General features: G+C 35.1%; 18 protein-coding genes and 1 tRNA gene. 10 read left to right on the top strand and 9 right to left on the bottom strand.

The annotated features are described in order from the left end of the window. Positions 1–65 precede the first annotated feature (65 nt). A complete protein-coding gene (locus DVK85_RS08255) occupies positions 66–707 on the top strand; it encodes an O-methyltransferase (RefSeq protein WP_114677988.1) in 642 nt (213 codons plus the stop codon). On the opposite strand, the gene DVK85_RS08250 is transcribed toward DVK85_RS08255, so the two are convergent. From DVK85_RS08250 to DVK85_RS08225, 6 genes are all read right to left on the bottom strand, one after another. After that, positions 704–1,285 carry a phosphatase PAP2 family protein gene (locus tag DVK85_RS08250; protein ID WP_114677987.1) on the bottom strand — a complete coding sequence of 194 codons (582 nt, stop codon included), beginning with the start codon at positions 1,283–1,285 and terminating at the stop codon, positions 704–706. The genes DVK85_RS08255 and DVK85_RS08250 overlap by 4 nt on opposite strands. Continuing rightward, positions 1,285–1,578, bottom strand: a complete 294-nt coding sequence (locus DVK85_RS08245; RefSeq protein WP_114677986.1) for a Sec-independent protein translocase subunit TatA/TatB — start codon at positions 1,576–1,578, stop codon at positions 1,285–1,287. Before DVK85_RS08245 ends, DVK85_RS08250 begins: the two co-directional genes overlap by 1 nt. A 101-nt stretch (positions 1,579–1,679) precedes the next feature. Next, positions 1,680–3,932 carry a M1 family metallopeptidase gene (locus DVK85_RS08240; RefSeq protein WP_114679015.1) on the bottom strand — a complete coding sequence of 751 codons (2,253 nt, stop codon included), beginning with the start codon at positions 3,930–3,932 and terminating at the stop codon, positions 1,680–1,682. A gap of 7 nt (positions 3,933–3,939) precedes the next feature. After that, positions 3,940–4,443 (bottom strand): DUF6702 family protein, encoded by a 504-nt coding sequence (locus tag DVK85_RS08235; protein ID WP_127960574.1) that lies wholly within the window; start codon positions 4,441–4,443, stop codon positions 3,940–3,942. Between the two features lie 144 nt (positions 4,444–4,587). Continuing rightward, positions 4,588–5,343, bottom strand: a complete 756-nt coding sequence (locus DVK85_RS08230; RefSeq protein ID WP_114677984.1) for a hypothetical protein — start codon at positions 5,341–5,343, stop codon at positions 4,588–4,590. After that, positions 5,336–6,049 carry a hypothetical protein gene (locus DVK85_RS08225; protein ID WP_240339605.1) on the bottom strand — a complete coding sequence of 238 codons (714 nt, stop codon included), beginning with the start codon at positions 6,047–6,049 and terminating at the stop codon, positions 5,336–5,338. Before DVK85_RS08225 ends, DVK85_RS08230 begins: the two co-directional genes overlap by 8 nt. A gap of 145 nt (positions 6,050–6,194) precedes the next feature. Between DVK85_RS08225 and pepE the strand changes: the two genes are divergently transcribed. Both pepE and DVK85_RS08215 read left to right on the top strand, forming a co-directional pair. After that, complete coding sequence (pepE, locus tag DVK85_RS08220) at positions 6,195–6,902, top strand: dipeptidase PepE (protein WP_114677983.1); 708 nt, start codon at positions 6,195–6,197, stop codon at positions 6,900–6,902. 7 nt (positions 6,903–6,909) lie between these two features. Then, positions 6,910–7,458, top strand: coding sequence for a 3'-5' exonuclease (locus DVK85_RS08215; protein WP_114677982.1), 549 nt, complete (start codon positions 6,910–6,912; stop codon positions 7,456–7,458). A gap of 40 nt (positions 7,459–7,498) precedes the next feature. On the opposite strand, the gene DVK85_RS08210 is transcribed toward DVK85_RS08215, so the two are convergent. Further along, positions 7,499–7,571: transfer RNA gene (locus tag DVK85_RS08210), tRNA-Gly, on the bottom strand. A gap of 128 nt (positions 7,572–7,699) precedes the next feature. On the opposite strand from DVK85_RS08210, the gene DVK85_RS08205 reads away from it, so the two are divergent. Beyond that, complete coding sequence (locus tag DVK85_RS08205) at positions 7,700–8,137, top strand: GNAT family N-acetyltransferase (protein WP_114677981.1); 438 nt, start codon at positions 7,700–7,702, stop codon at positions 8,135–8,137. A 2-nt stretch (positions 8,138–8,139) separates the two neighbouring features. Here DVK85_RS08205 and DVK85_RS08200 read toward each other — a convergent pair whose 3' ends face one another. Then, positions 8,140–8,859, bottom strand: a complete 720-nt coding sequence (locus DVK85_RS08200; protein WP_114677980.1) for a murein L,D-transpeptidase catalytic domain family protein — start codon at positions 8,857–8,859, stop codon at positions 8,140–8,142. Between the two features lie 259 nt (positions 8,860–9,118). Here DVK85_RS08200 and DVK85_RS08195 point away from each other — a divergent pair, with 259 nt between their 5' ends. From DVK85_RS08195 to DVK85_RS08185, 3 genes are all read left to right on the top strand, one after another. Continuing rightward, positions 9,119–11,473, top strand: a complete 2,355-nt coding sequence (locus DVK85_RS08195; RefSeq protein WP_240339606.1) for a DUF5916 domain-containing protein — start codon at positions 9,119–9,121, stop codon at positions 11,471–11,473. Between the two features lie 12 nt (positions 11,474–11,485). Next, the gene (gene gpmI, locus DVK85_RS08190) at positions 11,486–13,003 is read left to right on the top strand and encodes a 2,3-bisphosphoglycerate-independent phosphoglycerate mutase (protein ID WP_114677978.1); all 1,518 of its coding nucleotides are present in this window, start codon (positions 11,486–11,488) and stop codon (positions 13,001–13,003) included. Positions 13,004–13,132: 129 nt separating this feature from the next. Then, positions 13,133–14,287 (top strand): hypothetical protein, encoded by a 1,155-nt coding sequence (locus DVK85_RS08185; protein WP_114677977.1) that lies wholly within the window; start codon positions 13,133–13,135, stop codon positions 14,285–14,287. Positions 14,288–14,357: 70 nt separating this feature from the next. Here DVK85_RS08185 and DVK85_RS08180 read toward each other — a convergent pair whose 3' ends face one another. Continuing rightward, complete coding sequence (locus DVK85_RS08180; protein WP_114677976.1) at positions 14,358–15,629, bottom strand: acetyl-CoA hydrolase/transferase family protein; 1,272 nt, start codon at positions 15,627–15,629, stop codon at positions 14,358–14,360. Between the two features lie 150 nt (positions 15,630–15,779). Between DVK85_RS08180 and DVK85_RS08175 the strand changes: the two genes are divergently transcribed. The 3 genes from DVK85_RS08175 to DVK85_RS08165 are packed head-to-tail and all read left to right on the top strand — an operon-like array spanning position 15,780 to position 19,477. Continuing rightward, a complete protein-coding gene (locus DVK85_RS08175; RefSeq protein WP_114677975.1) occupies positions 15,780–16,454 on the top strand; it encodes a TetR/AcrR family transcriptional regulator in 675 nt (224 codons plus the stop codon). Between the two features lie 6 nt (positions 16,455–16,460). Continuing rightward, complete coding sequence (locus DVK85_RS08170; protein ID WP_114677974.1) at positions 16,461–18,119, top strand: peptidase domain-containing ABC transporter; 1,659 nt, start codon at positions 16,461–16,463, stop codon at positions 18,117–18,119. A 5-nt stretch (positions 18,120–18,124) separates the two neighbouring features. Next, positions 18,125–19,477 carry an HlyD family secretion protein gene (locus tag DVK85_RS08165; RefSeq protein ID WP_114677973.1) on the top strand — a complete coding sequence of 451 codons (1,353 nt, stop codon included), beginning with the start codon at positions 18,125–18,127 and terminating at the stop codon, positions 19,475–19,477. The last annotated feature ends 4 nt before the right edge of the window (positions 19,478–19,481 follow it).

Raw genomic sequence — 19,481 nt, 5'->3', positions numbered from 1 at the left:
GGTTCTAACATTAAATTAATGTAATTATTGCCTTAATTATTATTTTTACCTAAAATATTAAAAATATGCACTTTATTTCAGATGATTTAGAAAATTATTCGGCAGAACATAGCCAAAACGAACCTGAGCTTTTAGTACAGCTTAATCGTGAAACACACCAAAAAATATTACAACCCCGAATGCTTAGCGGACATTTTCAGGGTAGGGTACTTAGTATGTTGTCTAAACTAATAAACCCGAAAAACATTCTAGAGATAGGCACTTATACTGGCTATGCCACTCTATGCCTTGCAGAAGGTCTTGCTACAGATGGTACTATTGACACTATTGATATTAACGAGGAGTTATACGATTTTCAGAAGAAGTATTTTGACCGTTCACCATGGAACGAGCAGATAAAACAACATCTAGGCAATGCCTTAGAAATCATCCCTAAACTTGATAAAAAATTTGATTTGGTTTTTATAGATGCCGATAAAGAAAACTACATCAACTATTTTCATTTAATTGTACCCTTTATGAACAAAGGCGGTATTATATTAAGTGATAACGTTTTGTGGAGTGGTAAAGTTCTTGAGCCTGCAAAACCAAAAGATACTAGTACAGCGGTTTTAATAGAATATAACAAACTACTGAAAGATGACCCAAGGGTAGAAACTGTATTACTACCTATTAGAGATGGACTTACCGTGAGCAGGGTTATTTAACCCTGTTTTGCTTGCGTAAAGAACTTGCCTCTTAAATAGCGGTAAAGCACTAATACCAAAGAAGCAGTAAAGATACCCCAAGCAAAACCTGATAAAATATCTAGAGGGTAATGTAAACCCAGATAAATACGGCTATAAGCAAATACTAAAGGCCATAAGAATATAATGTATAACCACTTAGACTTAAAATAAGGCTTCAGTACTTTATATAGGAAAAATGCTGATGCCATAGAGTTAGAAGCGTGCCCAGAAAAGAAACTAAATGAGCTTCTATGTTTTACAATTCTTATTATATCTTTAATATCTGGAGCATTGCATGGTCTAAATCGCTGAAAATAATTTTTAGCTAAATTAGTAGTTTGATCAGTTATCGTTATTAATAATGCTATCATTACAATAGCAAGTATAGCATGACGCCAACCTAAATTTTTAAAAACAAGGTAAAAAATAACAAGGAATAAAGGAATCCAGTTAAACTGTTTGGTAAGAAATAACCATAAACCATCCCAACTTTCTGAACCAAGACTATTTAAGTAAACCAGTACATCACTATCAAATTGCAGTAGCCAATCTAGCATTATCTCATTCTTTTTATAGGTCCAGATATATCTTCGATATCTTCTTTTATTTTATTAACCTCATCGGTCATTTCTTTAGAGATATCATCCGTACCAATATCGTTAAAGGTTTTTTTAATATCCTGTACATCGGCACTTTTATGTATTTCGCTTTTTATATCATTTGTTGCATTTTTAAGCTGTTGCATTCCTTTACCTAATGTACGCGCCATCTCGGGCACTTTATCAGAACCGAAAAGCATTAGTACTACAAGTATTACGAAGAAAAGTTCTCCTCCTCCTATTCCAAACATAACTTAAAAATTTTAATACAAATGTAAATATATTTACGATGTTTTACTGCCCTAATACTTATGTTTTACCTGTATTTTAATTTTATTTAACTATAAACAGGCTAATTATCCCCAAACTGGTCAAATTTAGATTGTACTGCTTGAGCAGGCCATACATTATTATTTATATCAATATCGGCTGTTTTTAGCTCAGGGTCAACTGTTATTTTCTTTATCGGTTTTTCGGTTGCAAACACACGTGAAGCTGTTTGATTGTTTTTCCTCCATATTTGTGCAGGAAAATGATAAGACTCAGTTGTACCATCTTCAAACTGAAGCTCTACCAATATCGGCATAAACATTCCGCCTGGCTTATTAAACGTTACCTCATAAAAATACTTTGGCGACTTTAGTCTTGCTCTTTCGGCAGGTGTAAACTTTTCTTCTACATACTCTTCAAGATCTTTAACATTCTCAACAGTAAAAGGCTTTTTAAGTTTCTTACTTACATCATCACCTTCAGGAATCATATATACATATTTTGTATCAGCATTAGACCTATCAAATCGGCTTCTTTTACCTGTCTTTTTCTTATCGCTATTTGGTTTTTTATCTGATACATAGTATTGCTTTACATCAGCTATACCTATATCTACATAGTCAGTACTATAAAACCATCCACGCCAAAACCAATCTAAATCTACTGCCGAAGCATCTTCCATTGTCCTGAAAAAATCCTCGGGAGTTGGGTGTTTAAACTTCCATCTATTTGCATAGGTTTTAAAAGCATAGTCAAACAACTCCTCGCCCATTATTGTTTCTCTAAGAATATTAAGTCCTGTAGCTGGCTTGGCATAAGCATTAGACCCAAACTGGTGTATTGCCTCAGAGTTGGTCATTATCGGCTCTAAGAAATTTTGATCGCCACTCATATAAGGCACTATCTTAGCAGCAGGACCACGACGCGAAGGGTAGTTTTTTTGAAACTCTTGCTCTGTTAAATATTGTAAAAAAGTATTAAGTCCCTCATCCATCCATGTCCATTGACGCTCATCAGAGTTAACAATCATCGGGAAAAAGTTATGCCCTACTTCGTGAATAATAACACTCATCATACCATACTTTAGCTGCTCGCTTGTAAAACCATCTTTATCAGGACGACCATAGTTCCAGCATATCATAGGGTACTCCATACCTTGTGACTCGGCAGATACCGAAACAGCTTTAGGATAAGGATAATCAAAAGTGTATTTAGAATACGTTTTTAGTGTATGTGCTACTACTCTTGTAGAGTTTTCGCCCCACAACGGGTTACTCTCTTTTGGGTATATCGATATTGCCATTGCCGTTTTACCCGAAAGTTGTACTGCCATAGCATCATATATAAATTTTCTTGAAGTAGAAAAGCCAAAATCGCGAACATTTTCTGCTTTAAACTTCCATGTTTTCTTTTTGGTGCTGTGCGTTTTTTCTGCTTCTATAGCCTCCTCTTGCGTAACTACTACAACAGGCTTATCAAAACTTTTAGTAGCTTGCTCATATCGTTTTAATTGCGCAGCAGTAAACACCTCTTCACGATTTGTTAATAATCCCGTAGCCTCCATAATATGATCGGCAGGAACAGTAATATTTACATCAAAATTTCCGAATGGCAATGCAAATTCACCCCCACCCCAAAACTGCATATTCTGCCAACCTTCTACGTCATTATATACAGCCATACGAGGGTAAAACTGTGCTATAACATACAAGTTATTATTTTCTTCTTCAAAACGTTCGTAACCCGAACGCCCACCTACAACAAAGTAGTTATTTATGTTATACCACCACTTTATAGAAAATGATATTTTTTCGCCCGACTGTAATGGTGCGGGTAAATCAATACGCATCATGGTTTGATTGATGATATAACTCATTGGTTTACCATTAGCATCTTTCACATACTCTATTTTAAAGCCTCCATCAAATGATTCTTCAAGATAGGTACGACTAAAATTTTGCGTACTATAGGCTGTACCTACACCCTGACTATTAGCAAGTGGCGATTTAGAATCGGGTGCTTTGCGGTTTTGGTCGAGCTGTACCCATAAATAATCTAATGCTTCGGGAGCATTATTATGATATGTAATTGTCTCATTTCCGTATAGCTTTGTATTTTCATCATCAAGCTCTATATCTATTTTATAATCGGCTTGTTGCTGATAATAAGCTGGCCCTGGTGCACCCGATGCCGTACGAAACATATTAGGTGTTGCCATTTGGCTGTACATTTGGCTAAACTTGTTATTATCAGTATGCCCTGGTTCGCGTGGTGTTTCTTGTGCAGTTACCTGTATTGCTGCCAATAGCGACAGGAAGTATAAAGTTTTTCTCATCATCAATTTAGTATTCTAATAAGCCTTCAGGTTCTTCAACTGTAAGTAAAAGACTTTTTTTAGTATCGTTTATGTTAGTGTGTATCATGTTTTGCTGCTCTGCATACATATCGAACAGCGTAGTGTTTTTTATATCTAATGTTTGTATACCACTAGGCACTGGTATAGTATAGTAACATACTAAAACATCATCTTCAATTTCTTTACCTAAATATTTTATGGGCTGTAAATCGCCGTTAACTTTTACTTTTATCTTTTCGGCAAAATATATTTTGAGGTATTTTTTAGCTTCAGGAATTTCACGCGATGTACCGAGATAAAACTTTTTGTCGTACTTTTTTTCAAAAGCAAGCTCTAAATCATCTGTAAAAACACGGGAAGTCATTTGGATAACGTTCTTTTCAGGAACATAATCCATTTGAAATATAGCTACGTAAAATTTATGTATATCCGCTGATGAAAGACTAAATAATATAAACATCAGGAAGACGAACCTTGTAATCTGCTTCATTTTCCAAATGTAATAAAAGTTAAACTTTTATTATATCGATTTTTAAATATTCGCTTTTTATGAAATTTAGAATGATTTTAGCACTAAAAACAACTTTTTAGTTTTTACTTGTAAAGCCACTAAAAGTAAGAAAACAATACCGTTTTAATCTTCTTTAGTCAGTTGCACAAGATACTTCTCTGCCAATACATGCATTAAAAATTTTACTTGCTTATCATTCTTAGCTTTTAACGCTCCTGAGAAATCCTCATTTTCAACACAGTAATATAAAAAACCTTTTACATACTCTTTTGGTATTTTATATTCTGCGGTAATTTGTACTTCATCATCATAAAGGTTATCTGTCATTTCTAACACCTGCTCTTTACGTTCGGTTTCCAATTCCTTTTTAAGCATTTTTGTACGCCCATTTATTGCATTTATAATAGGATCTAATGGTAAAGAGCCTCCCAAAATACCAAGCAGATGAATCGGCTTAAAATCTCCCGCTGTTTTAAGCCTACGCTCGGCAGGAGTATATTGTTTCTGACCTTTAGGTACAAGCCCCAAAGACTCCTCATCAATAGCACCATATTTATCAAGCACTACTTCATTAAGCTCATAAGCCTGTAAAGTAACCGTTACTACAAAAGGTTGTTGTTTAAAAGACTCTTCTTTCAATATAAATTCGCGTGTTATAATACTGGGGCTGTAAAAAACAAGCCTATCTCCTACTTGGGCAGTAATACTAAAATTACCAGTAACACCTGTTCGCGTTTCTGTTCCTGTGGTAGCGTTAATAACATATATATTACTAATAGGGTTTTCGCCCACCGCAACCTTGCCATTTAATACACCTCCATCTTGAGAGAAGATTACAAGAGGTAAAAACAGTATGTATAATAACACCCATCTATTCATCTTTAAGTAACTTTAAATATTTAGCAGCAATACCATTTAATAAAAAACGGGCTGCCGCATTATTACCTTCTTTCATAGCCTGAGAAAGCTCGGGGTCTTCTACAGTATAATATAAAAACCCCTCTACATACGCTATAGGTATTTTCATCTCTTTAATAATCTCTTCTTCTGTACATATACCGCGCAAGTTATCTAGCATCTGTTGTTTTCGTTCTGTTTCAAGCTCTTTTTTAAGCATTTTTGTACGTCCCGTTATCGCATTTATTAACGGGTCTAATAAACCGCTTGTTGCTGCAAAAACCCTTCTTTCGGCAACAGTATATTGTTTTTGGTCTTTAGGCACTAGTCCTAAAGAAACCTCATCTATAGACCTGTCCCTGTCCATTACTACCTCATCAAGCTCATAGGCTTGTGCGTTAACTGTTATAACTAAGGGTTGATTATCAAATGACTGTTCGTTTAATTTAAACTTGCGGGTGGTAATATTCGGGCTGTATATTACCAATTCATCTCCAGACTGTGCATCAATAGTAAAATTTCCATTGGCATCTGTCTTTATTTCGATAGCGGCAGTGGTATTAATGACAAAAACACCATTAAGACCCGCATCGCTTACTTGTACACGACCATTAAGCGGTACACGCTCCTGTGCATTTAATACAACGGGACAGACCACAAAAATTACTAATAGAAGAATATTTTTCAAAAAAGTATAATTTTTTAATTGATTGATGCTATAACTAAGGTAAGACAAATAGTGAAATATTACTGTTAATTACTCCTCAAAAAACATACCGCCTACTGCATCAAATCTTTGTAACTTTACCTTTTATTACTTTTACAACAAACGAATGAAAAATTTAATTATTGCAAGCACCTCTACATTACATGGCGGTAGCTACCTAGATTATTTATTACCTACGCTAAAAAAACATTTCGAAAATTGCAGCACATTACTTTTTGTGCCTTATGCTCGCCCAGGGGGCATAACACACGAAGCATATACCGCAAAGGCTGCCGAAGTTTTTGCTAAGTTAAATATTACCGTAAAAGGCATACATGAATATGAAAACCCTATAGAAGCAGTACAACAAGCCGAAGGCATCTTTACAGGTGGAGGCAACACCTTCTTACTCGTAACACAATTGTACAAGACAGGTACAATGGACGCTATTGAAAAAGCAGTAAAACAGGGTACACCTTACCTCGGTACAAGCGCAGGCAGTAACATTTGCGGACTCACTATGAATACCACTAATGATATGCCTATTATTTATCCGCCGAGTTTCCAAACACTAGGATTAGTACCATTTAATATCAATCCACATTATCTTGATCCGTTACCAGACTCTACCCACATGGGCGAAACACGCGAAACACGAATAAAAGAGTTTCATCAGTTTAACACACAACCTGTGCTGGGATTACGTGAAGGGAGTTGGCTGGATGTTAAGGGCAGTACTATAACCCTGAAAGGCGAACTACAGGCAAGACTATTCAAACAAGGGCAAGAACCCGAAGAAATAGAAACTGATACCGACTTATCTTGGTTAAAATAAAAATAATATGGCAAAGAAACTAGACAAAATAGTAGTGGTAGATATAGAAGCTACCTGCTGGGAAAACACAGTACCCAAAGATATGGTGCATGATATTATAGAAGTAGGTATTTGTTTACTAGACATACATACAGGAGAAATTACAGACAATCGCGGAATACTGGTAACACCTGAACGTTCTACCGTAAGCCCTTTTTGTACCGAGCTTACGACTATAACACAAGAAATGCTTGATAAAGAAGCTGTGCCTTTTAAAGAAGCTTGTAGCATATTGAAAAAAGAATACTTAACGCAAAGTAGGGCTTGGGCAAGTTTTGGTGCTTATGACCAAAAACAATTTACTAAGCAATGTGATGCTACAGGAGTAGGCTATCCGTTTGGTCCATCGCATATTAATGTAAAAACACTTTATGCACTAAAACAACGACTAGGACATGAGCTAGGTATGGCAGGTGCTTTAGAACATCTTGACATCCCTTTGGAAGGCACACACCATCGCGGTGTAGATGATGCTAAGAATATAGCTAAAATATTGCGGTGGATACTTAACAACTAATAACCAAAAAACCCGAATCGTTTGATTCGGGTTTTTGCAGAGCGGAAGACGAGGCTCGAACTCGCGACAACCAGCTTGGAAGGCTGGAGCTCTACCAACTGAGCTACTTCCGCATTATTGTGGTGCAAATATAAGCAATATCTTTTTTTAGATGCAAGCTTTTTTTGAAAAAAAATTAATACTCGAAACATCTTTAACGTAAACATTTTATTACTAATTCATTATAAAATTAAAAACCGTAATGCAAAGCATAAAAGAACTAAAATCTATAGAAACTTATGCCGTTAGGCAACCTGTTTTACGTCCTGGACTGCCTGTAACATCATGTGTTTTTCCTAATGACGACCTTAACACTACTATACATTTTGGTATTTATGATAACAATAGCCTTGCAGGCATAGTATCTGTATTCGAAAATTCAAATAAATTGTTCGCAGAGAAAATACAATTCCAGATACGCGGTATGGCAATACTACCAGAACATCAAAAAAAAGGACTGGGCGAAAAACTTGTTAAAAAAGCAGAAGGATATGCAAATAGCAAGAATGGGCAGCTACTATGGTTTAATGCAAGAGAAGTTGCGGTAGGTTTTTATAAAAAAATGGGCTACCATACTACTGGTAACCCGTTTGATATTGAAGGTGTAGGTATACACTATGTGATGCACAAACAGCTATAGGTTTATGACAATAACTTTGATGCTTGTAAGTATTTGTTTGTAGGGTGGTATATAAACAAACAAGATTTACCCGTAATAAGGTTAATAATCTCTTTGTTTAAATGGTTAGGCAACGCTGGGCATCCCAAACTTCTACCAAGTCTTTTGTTTTGAGCAATAAAACTTTTACTAACATAGTCAGCAGCGTGCATTACTATAGCACGAGAACGTGCATTACTATTAATACCAGCCTCAAGCCCGTCAAGACGAAGTGACTCGCCGTGCTTACCTTTATATATTTCGCCAGTAGCATAAAAACCAAGACTACTTTTATAAGAACTAGATGTATTAGAAAAGGTAGTTGCAAACTCATTACCACTATTGCGCCCGTGAGCTACATAAGTATTGTATAGCACCGTTTGGGTTTCCATATCAATTATCCATAATCGTTTATCGTTAGACGATTTACTAAAGTCTATAACCGTAAGTAAGTCTTTCTTTATTTCTCCCAGTGCTTTTAGTTTATTAAAACCATTTAATGCTTTAGCAAAGCAAGTAAAATCAGGTAATGTAAGCGAGTTAGCATCAAGGTTTTTATATATACTTTCTGCACTTAGCACTTTACCTTCAGTAGCTGTTGCAATCACTTTTTTTACATCTAAAGCTGAAATAGTATTTGTAGTAGTTGGACTAGTAACAGAAAAAAATATAAAGAAAATAGAAGTAAAAAAGTTATTAATCATAGCTGTGGGGTATTTTATAAGGTTGCTAAAATAGTAAAGGAATTGTTAAATCAAAACTACAACACCGTTAAAATCAAATATTTAACATTTTAGCGTATCATAACAAATTTCACCATAATCTCTCGTTCAGAAACGTATAAAATTTATTATTATTGTATTCACTTAATAAAATGTTAATTTTACACTTTCAGCCTATATAGAGCAAACACTATACCAAAGATTAATGAACTATTTAAAAATCAGCACTTTAATTATTTTTATGTTAATTTATTCTTGTGTTTTAGCACAAAAAAAAACGACTACAGCGGTAAGAATTACCGAAAAAATAATTATTGAGGGTAAGCTTGATGAAAATGTTTGGAACACAGCACAAGATGCTACTCAGTTTATAATGTATGAGCCTGATAATGGTAAGGTTGAAGATACTGAAAAGAACACTATAGTAAAAGTACTTTATGATGATGAAGCTGTATATTTTGGTGCAATACTACATGAAAAACCTGAAAATATACTTCGTGAAATAGCCCTGCGTGATGATTTTAAAACTGCCGACCATTTTGGTGTATATATTAACGGCTATAATGATGGGCAGCAGGATTTTCGTTTTTTTGTAAGTGCTGCTGGTACACAAATGGATTGTATTGCTACACAAAGCGACGAAGACTACTCATGGGACGGTATATGGTACAGTAGTGTAAAAATAACCGATGAAGGCTGGGTAGTCGAAATGAAGATACCCTACGCAGCTATTCGGTTTTCTGGTGAGGGAGAGCAACTTTGGGGACTCAATTTTTATAGAGAAGTACGCCAAAATCGACAACGATTTTTTTGGAATCCTGTAGATCGTAATATTGGGTCAGCTATCGTGCAAACAGGTCAGCTTGAAGGTATAAAAAATATAAAACCACCTACCCGATTATTTTTCATTCCTTACTCATCGGCATATGTTTCTAATAACGAAAATAAAACCGAGACTACTTTTAAAGCGGGTATGGATATAAAATATGGCATTAACGACTCTTTTACCCTCGATGCTATTTTAGTGCCTGATTTTGGGCAAACGGCATTTGATGAAGTTGTGCTTAACCTTGGACCTTTTGAACAACAGTTTAATGAAAACAGACCTTTTTTTACTGAAGGTGTAGATATATTTACAAAAGGAGATTTACTATACACCCGAAGAATAGGCGGACATCCATCAGGTAATGTTACATTACTAGAAAACGAAGAAGTTATAGAAACACCAAACACCGTAAACCTTATTAATGCCCTTAAAGTCTCAGGGCGCACAACTAAAGGACTTGGTATAGGGGTAATGAATGCCGTTACCGAAAGAACGTATGCCACAGTACGAAACACTACCAAAGGTACTACCCGAAAGGAGCTTGTAGAACCGCTTACTAATTATAGTGTTGTAGTGCTCGACCAGCGTTTCCGTAAAAACTCATCGGTATCATTTGTAAATACTAATGTTACCCGAAATGAAAATTTCAGAGATGCTAATGTGAGTGCTTTGGTTTATAACCTCAACACAAAAGCTAACACCTATAACCTTTCGGGCGATTTTAAATATAGTACCATTAATGATGTGGTTAACAAAAATGGCTACAGCTCTTACGTTAACATAGGGAAAACAAACGGTAAATATAGGTATAGTGCTTCTAGCTACTATGTGTCTAAAGATTTTGACATTAACGACATGGGTATCATTTTTACTACTAATTATTACAATTTTGAAAGCAATGCCAGCTATCGTATAGTAAACCCTACAAAGCATTATAATACATTTCAGTTAAACGGAAACTTATATTCTGAATTCCATAATACCACGGGTAAACTGCAAGATAGCTATGCAGAATTAAGCGTAAGCTCTACCACACGAAAAAATGATTACATAGGCTATGGTATACAAGGAAAACCATTTGACACCTATGATTTTTACGAACCGCGCATCTCGGGGCGTTTTGTAAAAATACCTAAAAGCGTTTATGCTTATGTTTATTTTTCGTCAAACTACAATCGAAAGCTTGCTATCGATATACAGCCTGAAATATGGATTAGTGATGAAGAAAACCGAAATTATTACGGACTAGAGTTTAGCCCTCGTTACCGTTTTAATAATAGACTACAAATGATATACAGTTTTAATTATGGGCTAGATACTAACAATAAAGGGTGGGTAGCTTTTGAGGGTGACGATATTGTATTTACTCGTCGTGATAGAACTGTTATTACCAACAGTCTTTCAGGCAAATACTCTGTGAGCAACAAAATGACTATAAATTTAACTGCAAGACACTACTGGACATATGGAGAAAATTTAGAGTATTTAACACTCGAAAACAACGGTGAACTGACTGAAAACAGTACCTTTAATGAAAATAAAGACTTTACATATAACAACTGGAATTTAGACCTTTCGTACACATGGTGGTTTGCTCCTGGTAGCCAATTATCTTTTTTGTATCGAAACAATGCCGTAGGAAATTTCATGTATGTAAATCGTAATTACACTAAGAATATTGATCATCTATTTAATAACAACCTTAACAGTATTTTTTCGGTAAGCTTGCGCTATTATATCGACTTTAATACTGCTAAAAACTGGATTTAACACACTTACATCATGAACAAAAAAGTAATTTTGATGATACTCGATGGCTGGGGGAAATCGCCCGACCCAAAAGTATCGGCAATAGACAATGCCAACACTCCATTTATTGACAGTTTATATAAAGACTACCCTAGTGCATCACTACGAACGGATGGTCTTAACGTAGGGCTGCCAGAAGGACAAATGGGCAACAGCGAAGTTGGGCACATGAACCTTGGTGCGGGGCGCATTGTATATCAAGATTTGGTTAAAATAAACCTTGCCGTACAAGAAAAAACTTTAATTAAAGAAAAAGCACTAGCCGATGCATTAGCCTACGCTAAAGAAAACAATAAAAAAGTACACCTATTAGGTTTAGTTTCTGATGGCGGAGTACACTCGCACATAGAGCACTTAAAAGGACTTGTAGATGCCACAGAACAATACGGACTAGACAAAGTATACATCCACGCCTTTACCGACGGGCGTGATGTTGACCCGAAATCAGGAATAAGTTTTATTGCCGATTTAGAGAACCATATAAAAGACACCAAAGTACAGCTTGCCTCTGTTATAGGACGCTACTACGCGATGGATCGCGATAAGCGATGGGAACGTGTAAAACTGGCATACGACCTGTTGGTTAACGGGTTGGGCATACCATCTACTAACGCTATAGACAGCATACAAGAAAGCTATAACCAAGACGTTACCGATGAGTTCATTAAACCTATAGTAATGACTACCGATGGCACTAACCCTATAGCAACTATAGAAGAGGATGATGTTGTTATATTCTTTAACTTTAGAACTGACAGAGGAAGACAACTTACTGAGGTATTAACCCAGTTTGACATCCATGAACAGAATATGCATAAAATGAACCTGTACTATGTTACCATGACTAATTATGATGATAACTTTAAAGGTATGCATGTTATATATGATAAAGATAATATTACCGAAACGCTGGGCGAGGTAGTTGCCAAACATGGCAAAAAACAAATACGTATAGCAGAAACTGAAAAATATCCGCATGTTACCTTTTTCTTTTCAGGTGGTCGCGAAGAGCCTTTTGAAGGTGAAAAACGCCTACTTTGTCCATCGCCAAAAGTAGCTACTTATGACCTACAGCCAGAAATGAGTGCTTATGAGCTGAAGGACGCACTTGTACCAGAATTACAAAAAGGCGAGGTAGATTTTGTATGCCTTAATTTTGCCAATGGCGACATGGTGGGACACACAGGAGTAATGGAAGCAGCAATTAAAGCCTGCGAAGCCGTAGATGACTGTACCAAACAAGTTATTGATGCTGCACTTGCTAATGACTATACCACTATTGTTATTGCCGACCACGGTAACTGCGAAACTATGATAAACCCAGATGGTAGCCCTAACACGGCACATACTACTAACCCTGTACCTATTATTTTAGTAGATAAAGAACTAAAAACAATAAACGATGGTGTATTGGGCGACATTGCCCCAACCATATTACAACTTATGGGTATACCACAACCCGAAGCTATGACAAGGCATTCATTGCTGTAATAAACAGCACTTTTTATAAACACAAAAGCCTGTTCACAATAAATGAGCAGGCTTTTGTATTTACATAAGAATCATAAAAAGTATATTATGTTGTTTTTTTATTAAATTTAGAAAACTAAAAAAATTATTATGCCCAACAATAACGAATTCTTAGATCGATTAAATGATGTAAAAAGCATGATTAATAATCTCGATCTCACAATGTTCAGAAACGGAGTTGAAAAAGAACTATTTAAACTTGTTGAGAAAGAATTAACTGAATTTAATAATGAAGTATTAGATTGTATTGATAACATACAAAAATATTATCCAGAGCATCAAAAAGTATTAGAAGAGCTATCTAAAAAAAATAATATTGGTCTATTCTTTTATGAATATGAACAATTCTTGGATAGTTCACAAGATCCATATATGGGTTTAAGCAGGTTTACAGATTCATTTAAAAAATTAAAAGATGTTTATTACAGTAAAGTAAAGAATTTAGTTGAAAAATCTCTAAAAGAAATAGATTTCTCACAAACACAAAAAATTAAAGATAAATTAAGTGAATTAGAAAACGAAAATGAACTATTAAGCAGAAAAATAGCTGAAACAGATATTTTAAAAACAGAACAAATTAGAAATAAATTAAATGAGTTAGAGAATCAAAGTGAATTATTAAACAGAAAAATAGCTGAAACAGATGTTTTAAAAAATTCATTAGAACACCAACTAAATGAGCAGAAAGAAAGATATGAATCTGTTAATACAAAGCTGGAACTGGAAAAACAAGAAGACATTTATGGAAAGATAGCAAATAACTATAACAAAAATGCACGGTGGTGGCTGTTTGGTATTGTAACATCTATAGGGTTTCTTGTAAGTCTCATTTTCTACATTAAAGAAAACTTTTGCTTTGATATTTCTTGCTATGGTAATATAGAATTAAGCACATATAACACAATTTGTTCGGATTGTGGAGAACACATTCTTTGGCTTGAAATTTTCAAATCCATATTTTTTAGGATTTTGATAATATCACTCAATATTTATTTAATCACTTTTTGTGTTAAAAACTATAATGCTTCTATGCATAATAAAACAATTAATGAATTACGTCAAAATTCTTTTGCATCAGCGCTTCATTTTTACAACACAACAACCGGAGACAAAAAAGATGAAATATTACTTAAAGCAGCTGATTCTATTTTTAGTCATAGAGCTACCGGATATCAAGGCAAAAACAGCGAACCGCAAAACTCTTTTATACAGAATATAATTGACAAAGTAACACCTTCAAAATAAAAAAGCCTACAAAGCATGACACTTTGCAGGCTTTTCAACAACCACTATTTTAGGCATCTAAAAAAACAACCTAACTATTAAACGCATCAAAATACTCACGAGCTATGGCTTCTCTATGATCAGGATGCGCTATATTGATAAGCGCTTCGGCGCGCTGTTTTAATGTTTTACCATACAAGTCGGCAATACCATATTCGGTAACGATATACTGCACATGAGAGCGCGTAGTAACTACGCCTGCACCTTGTTTTAAGAAAGGTACAATTCTATTCGCCCCCTTTTTTGTGACAGATGGCAGTGCGATAATTGCTTTACCCCCTTCGCTAAGTGCAGCGCCACGAATAAAATCCATTTGTCCGCCTACACCAGAGTACATTCGGCACCCTATAGAATCGGCACAAACCTGACCCGTCAAGTCAACCTCGATAGCTGAATTAATAGCAACCATTTTTTTATTTTTTCGGATAACAGATGTATCATTTACAAAAGACGATTCACGCATTTCTATAAAAGGGTTATCATCTACAAAATCATACAGTCGTTTAGAACCTATTAAAAATGTAGCAAGTGCCCTACCCCTTACTGTCCCTTTATAATTACAATTAATCACACCGCTTTCTATCAAGTCTATAACCCCATCCGAAAACATCTCGGTATGCAACCCCAAATTTTTATGATTTGTCAGGTTTGCCAAAGCTGCATTAGGTATAGAGCCTATCCCCATTTGTAAAGTGCTTTCATCTTCTATAAGCGAGGCTACATGAATACCTATCTTAGCTTCTTGCTCTGTTATAGCATCGGGCTCATGCCCATATATTGGCATATCTACCTCTACTAAATAATTAATTTCAGATACATGAATTACACCATCGCCAAAGGTGCGTGGCATTTGTGAGTTTACCTGTGCCACTACATAATTAGAATTTTCTATAGCAGCAACAGTAGCCTCTATAGATACCCCGAGAGAACAATACCCGTGATTATCGGGTGGCGACACGTGTATGAAAGCTACATCTAATGGTAATACATTTTTACGGAATAGCCTTGGCAACTCACTCAAAAACACAGGCGTATAAGAACCATTACCTGCTGCCAGTGTATGTCTTACATTTTTCCCGATAAAAAAAGAATTTACATGAAAGCTATTACTAAACTCAGGGTTTGCATACGGCGCTTCACCTTCGGTGTGCAAGTGACATATTTCTACATTATGCAATTCACTAGCCCGTGCTGTCAAAGCTTTTGTTAATACCGTTGGGGTTGCAGCAGCAGCTTGTATATATACCCTATTATTAGATTTTACAATTTGTACGGCTTCTGCCGCAGTAACATATTTACTCATACCTAAAAAATTTATTACAAAATTACAGTCTATTACAAATACAAAACATGATATTTCTCAGTTAAAACCAAGTTCAACAAAATATAATTAAAAGTTAAAATTTCTTTATTAATAGTATTACTATTATATTTGCGTTAAACAATTTCATTCATGAAAACATTCCTTTCAAATATAAAAATTCAGGTTAATGACAAGATTTATGTAAAAGATCCTGAAACCTCAGCATTAGGCAGAAAAATTATAAAGGAAAGCATCCTACTTATTGATGAGTTAGGGTTTGATAATTTTACTTTCAAAAAATTGGGCGAACGAATAGGGTCAAACGAAAGCTCATTGTACCGATATTTTGAAAACAAGCACAAACTATTAGTCTACCTATCATCTTGGTACTGGAGCTGGATGGAATATAAACTTATTTTTACAACAGCTAATATACCTGACCCTTTTGAAAAATTAACAAAAGCCATAACTATAGTTACTGAAAAAATTGAGGATGACGAAAGTACAGCTCATATAAATGAATCTATATTAAATAAAATAATCATTACAGAGTTCTCTAAAACCTTTCTTACTAAGGAGGTCGACGACGAAAACCGCGAAGGCTTCTTTCTTATCTATAAAAGAGTAATTAGAAGAATAGTAGCGATTGTAAAAGAGGTAAACCCAAATTATCCTTACGCCGAGAGTTTAGTTAGCACTACTATAGAGGGTGCATTGCATCAACACTTTTTAAAAGATCATTTTAAAAGTATAACAAACTGTAATGAAGAAATTAGCCCGTGTACATTTTTCTTACACTTGGTTAGTAATATCATAAAAAAATAAATAGTCATGACACCATTAAAACGATTTTTCAACTTACTAAAGTTAGATAAAAAAGACGTTACTCAAATACTCTTTTATGCTGCATTTGCTGGTCTTATAAGCCTCTCATTACCACTAGGCATACAGGCTATTGTAAACTTTATACAAAGTGGTCAAGTAAGTGTGTCTTGGATAGTGCTTATTGTTGTAGTAACAGGAGGGGTGGCCTTTGGCGGTATCTTATCGCTTATGCAACTCCGAATTACCGAAAATTTGCAACAAAAAATATTTGTGCGTTCCTCTTTTGAGTTTGCATGGCGTTTCCCTAAAATGAAATTTAACGAGCTCTATAACCATTACCCACCAGAGCTTGCCAATCGTTTTTTTGACACCTTGTCTATACAAAAAGGAATCTCAAAACTATTGCTGGATTTTTCATCGGCTTTATTACAAATTAGTTTTGGTATAATCTTACTTTCGCTATATCATCCGTTTTTTATACTCTTCGGGATGCTTTTAATAATCTTATTATATTTTATCTTTAAATTCTCATTTGCTACAGGGCTTGACACTAGTATGAAAGAATCTAAATTTAAATATAAAGCCGCTTACTGGATACAGGAAATAGCACGAAACAATAGCAGTTTTAAAAAGCAACTTAATTTTAATTATGCGCTTACCAAAAATGACAACCTAGCAAATGATTATATAAACTACAGAGAAAAACATTTTAATGTTATAAAGAAACAGTATTCACAATTAATCATCTTTAAGGTTATCATCACAGCGGGGTTACTATCCATTGGGGGTTATTTGGTATTACAACAACAAATGAACATTGGGCAGTTTGTTGCTGCAGAGATCATTATTCTTTTAGTAATCAACTCTGTCGAAAAAATAATTATAGGGCTAGAAACTTTTTATGATGTGCTTACCTCAATAGAAAAAATAGGACAAGTAGTAGATCTAGGCATAGAAGAACCATCGAAAATAAAAAATACAACACCACAAAAACACTTAACATTAGAGATGGATAACATTCAGTATCGTTATCCTGATTCTGATAAAAATGCACTTAAAAACATATCGCTTTGCATACATCCTGGCGAAAAGATATGTATTAGTGGCGGGAACGGTTCAGGAAAATCTACATTAGTACGAATGCTATCGGGTTATTTACAACCCGATTATGGAGCATTTTATATTAATGATGGTAGGTTTAATAAAATTGACAAAGACCTATATCGCTCACAAACAGGAATTATAATACAGGGCGAAACCCCATTTGAAGGTACAATATTAGAAAACATAACGTTTAACGACCCTACTATAACCCCCGAAACGCTTCGCTGGGCTTTAGATAGCGTTCGTCTTTCTCCTTTTATAAAAACACTACCACAAGGGCTAGATACCCAAATACATCCTGATGGTAGACAATTATCGGCATCAAATGCACAAAAAATATTACTAGCAAGAAACATAATACATAAACCAAAAATACTATTCTTAGAAGATCCTACAGATAAAATGGATAAGCCTACCGCAAAAGCAATAATTGATTTTCTTTTTGCCAATGAGCACGAATGGACTGTTATTGTATCGTCAGTAAACAATTACTGGAAATCGAAATGTGACAGACAAATTATAATGAGTAACGGAGAAATTGTAGAAGACCTTAAACTTTAAATGCGATGTTAAATATATCTGACAATAACCAAGTATATATAACCAAAGGGAAGTATAAAACGGTAGACAACCTTGTAAACCGACCACATTATAAAATATTAAATAAACTTATAATTGTTTTATCAATTGTAGGGCTTATAGCTCTTTTTTTACCATGGACACAAAACATATCTGGGTCTGGATCTGTAACCACCTTAAAGCCTGACCAACGACCACAAACAATACATAGCGCTATTGCAGGACGTATAGAGAAATGGTATGTGCAAGAAGGCGATTTTGTACAAAAAGGTGATACTATCCTTTTCATATCCGAAACTAAGGATGATTATTTTGACCCTAACCTGATAGCCAATACCAAACAACAGGTAGATGCTAAAAAAATGGCGGTAGATTCTTATAGTGGAAAAGTAGGAGCGCTCGAAACACAAATGGGGTCTTTAGAGAGAGAAAAGAACTTAAAACTAGAACAAGCTCAAAACAAGATAAGACAGTCAGAACTAAAGGTAAAAAGCGACAGTATGGATTTAGAGGCGGTAAAAACACAGCTTCGCATTGCCGAAACACAGTTTAAACGAGCGCAACAACTTAATGGCGAAGGACTAAAACCGCTTACTGATGTAGAAGAAAAAAGATTAAAACTACAAGCATCTGAAGCTAAAATAATTACACAAGAAAATAAATTACTTGCTGCAAAAAATGACCTGATTAATTCGAAGGTAGAAATTAACCGTCTTATGGCTGAGTATGCCGAAAAAATATCTAAAGCAGACAGTGATAAGTTTACTGCACTTAGCAACAAGTATGATACCGAAGCACAAGTAAGTAAACTAGAAAACCAATATGTAAACTACAGTATTCGTAATGGTATGTATTACATAAAAGCCCCACAAACAGGGTATGTAAACCGTGCATTATTAGCAGGACTTGGCGAAACCATTAAAGAAGGTACACCTATAGTAAGTATAATGCCTTCGGGCTATGACATTGCTGTAGAAACCTATGTAAACCCTATGGATTTACCACTTATAAGTAAGGGCGAAAAGGTAAGAGTATGGTTTGATGGATGGCCTACCATTGTATTTTCAGGATGGCCAGGAATGTCTTATGGTACTTTTGGAGGGCGTGTTGTGGCAATAGAAAACTTTATAAGCCCTAACGGGAAATATAGAATACTTATAGCCCCAGATAACGACGAACAAAAGTGGCCCGAACAGCTTAGTATAGGCGCAGGAGCACAAACCATAGCATTACTTGATACCGTACCTGTATGGTATGAAATATGGAGAACCCTAAATGGCTTCCCTCCTAATTATTATAAATCAATAAACGGTAGCGAAAACACTAAAGATAAAAAGTAAAACA

Source organism: Flavobacterium arcticum, assembly GCF_003344925.1.
GTDB lineage: Bacteria > Bacteroidota > Bacteroidia > Flavobacteriales > Flavobacteriaceae > Flavobacterium > Flavobacterium arcticum.
The sequence above is the reverse complement of the archived record's forward strand: the minus strand, read 5'-3'. Positions and strand labels throughout refer to the sequence as shown.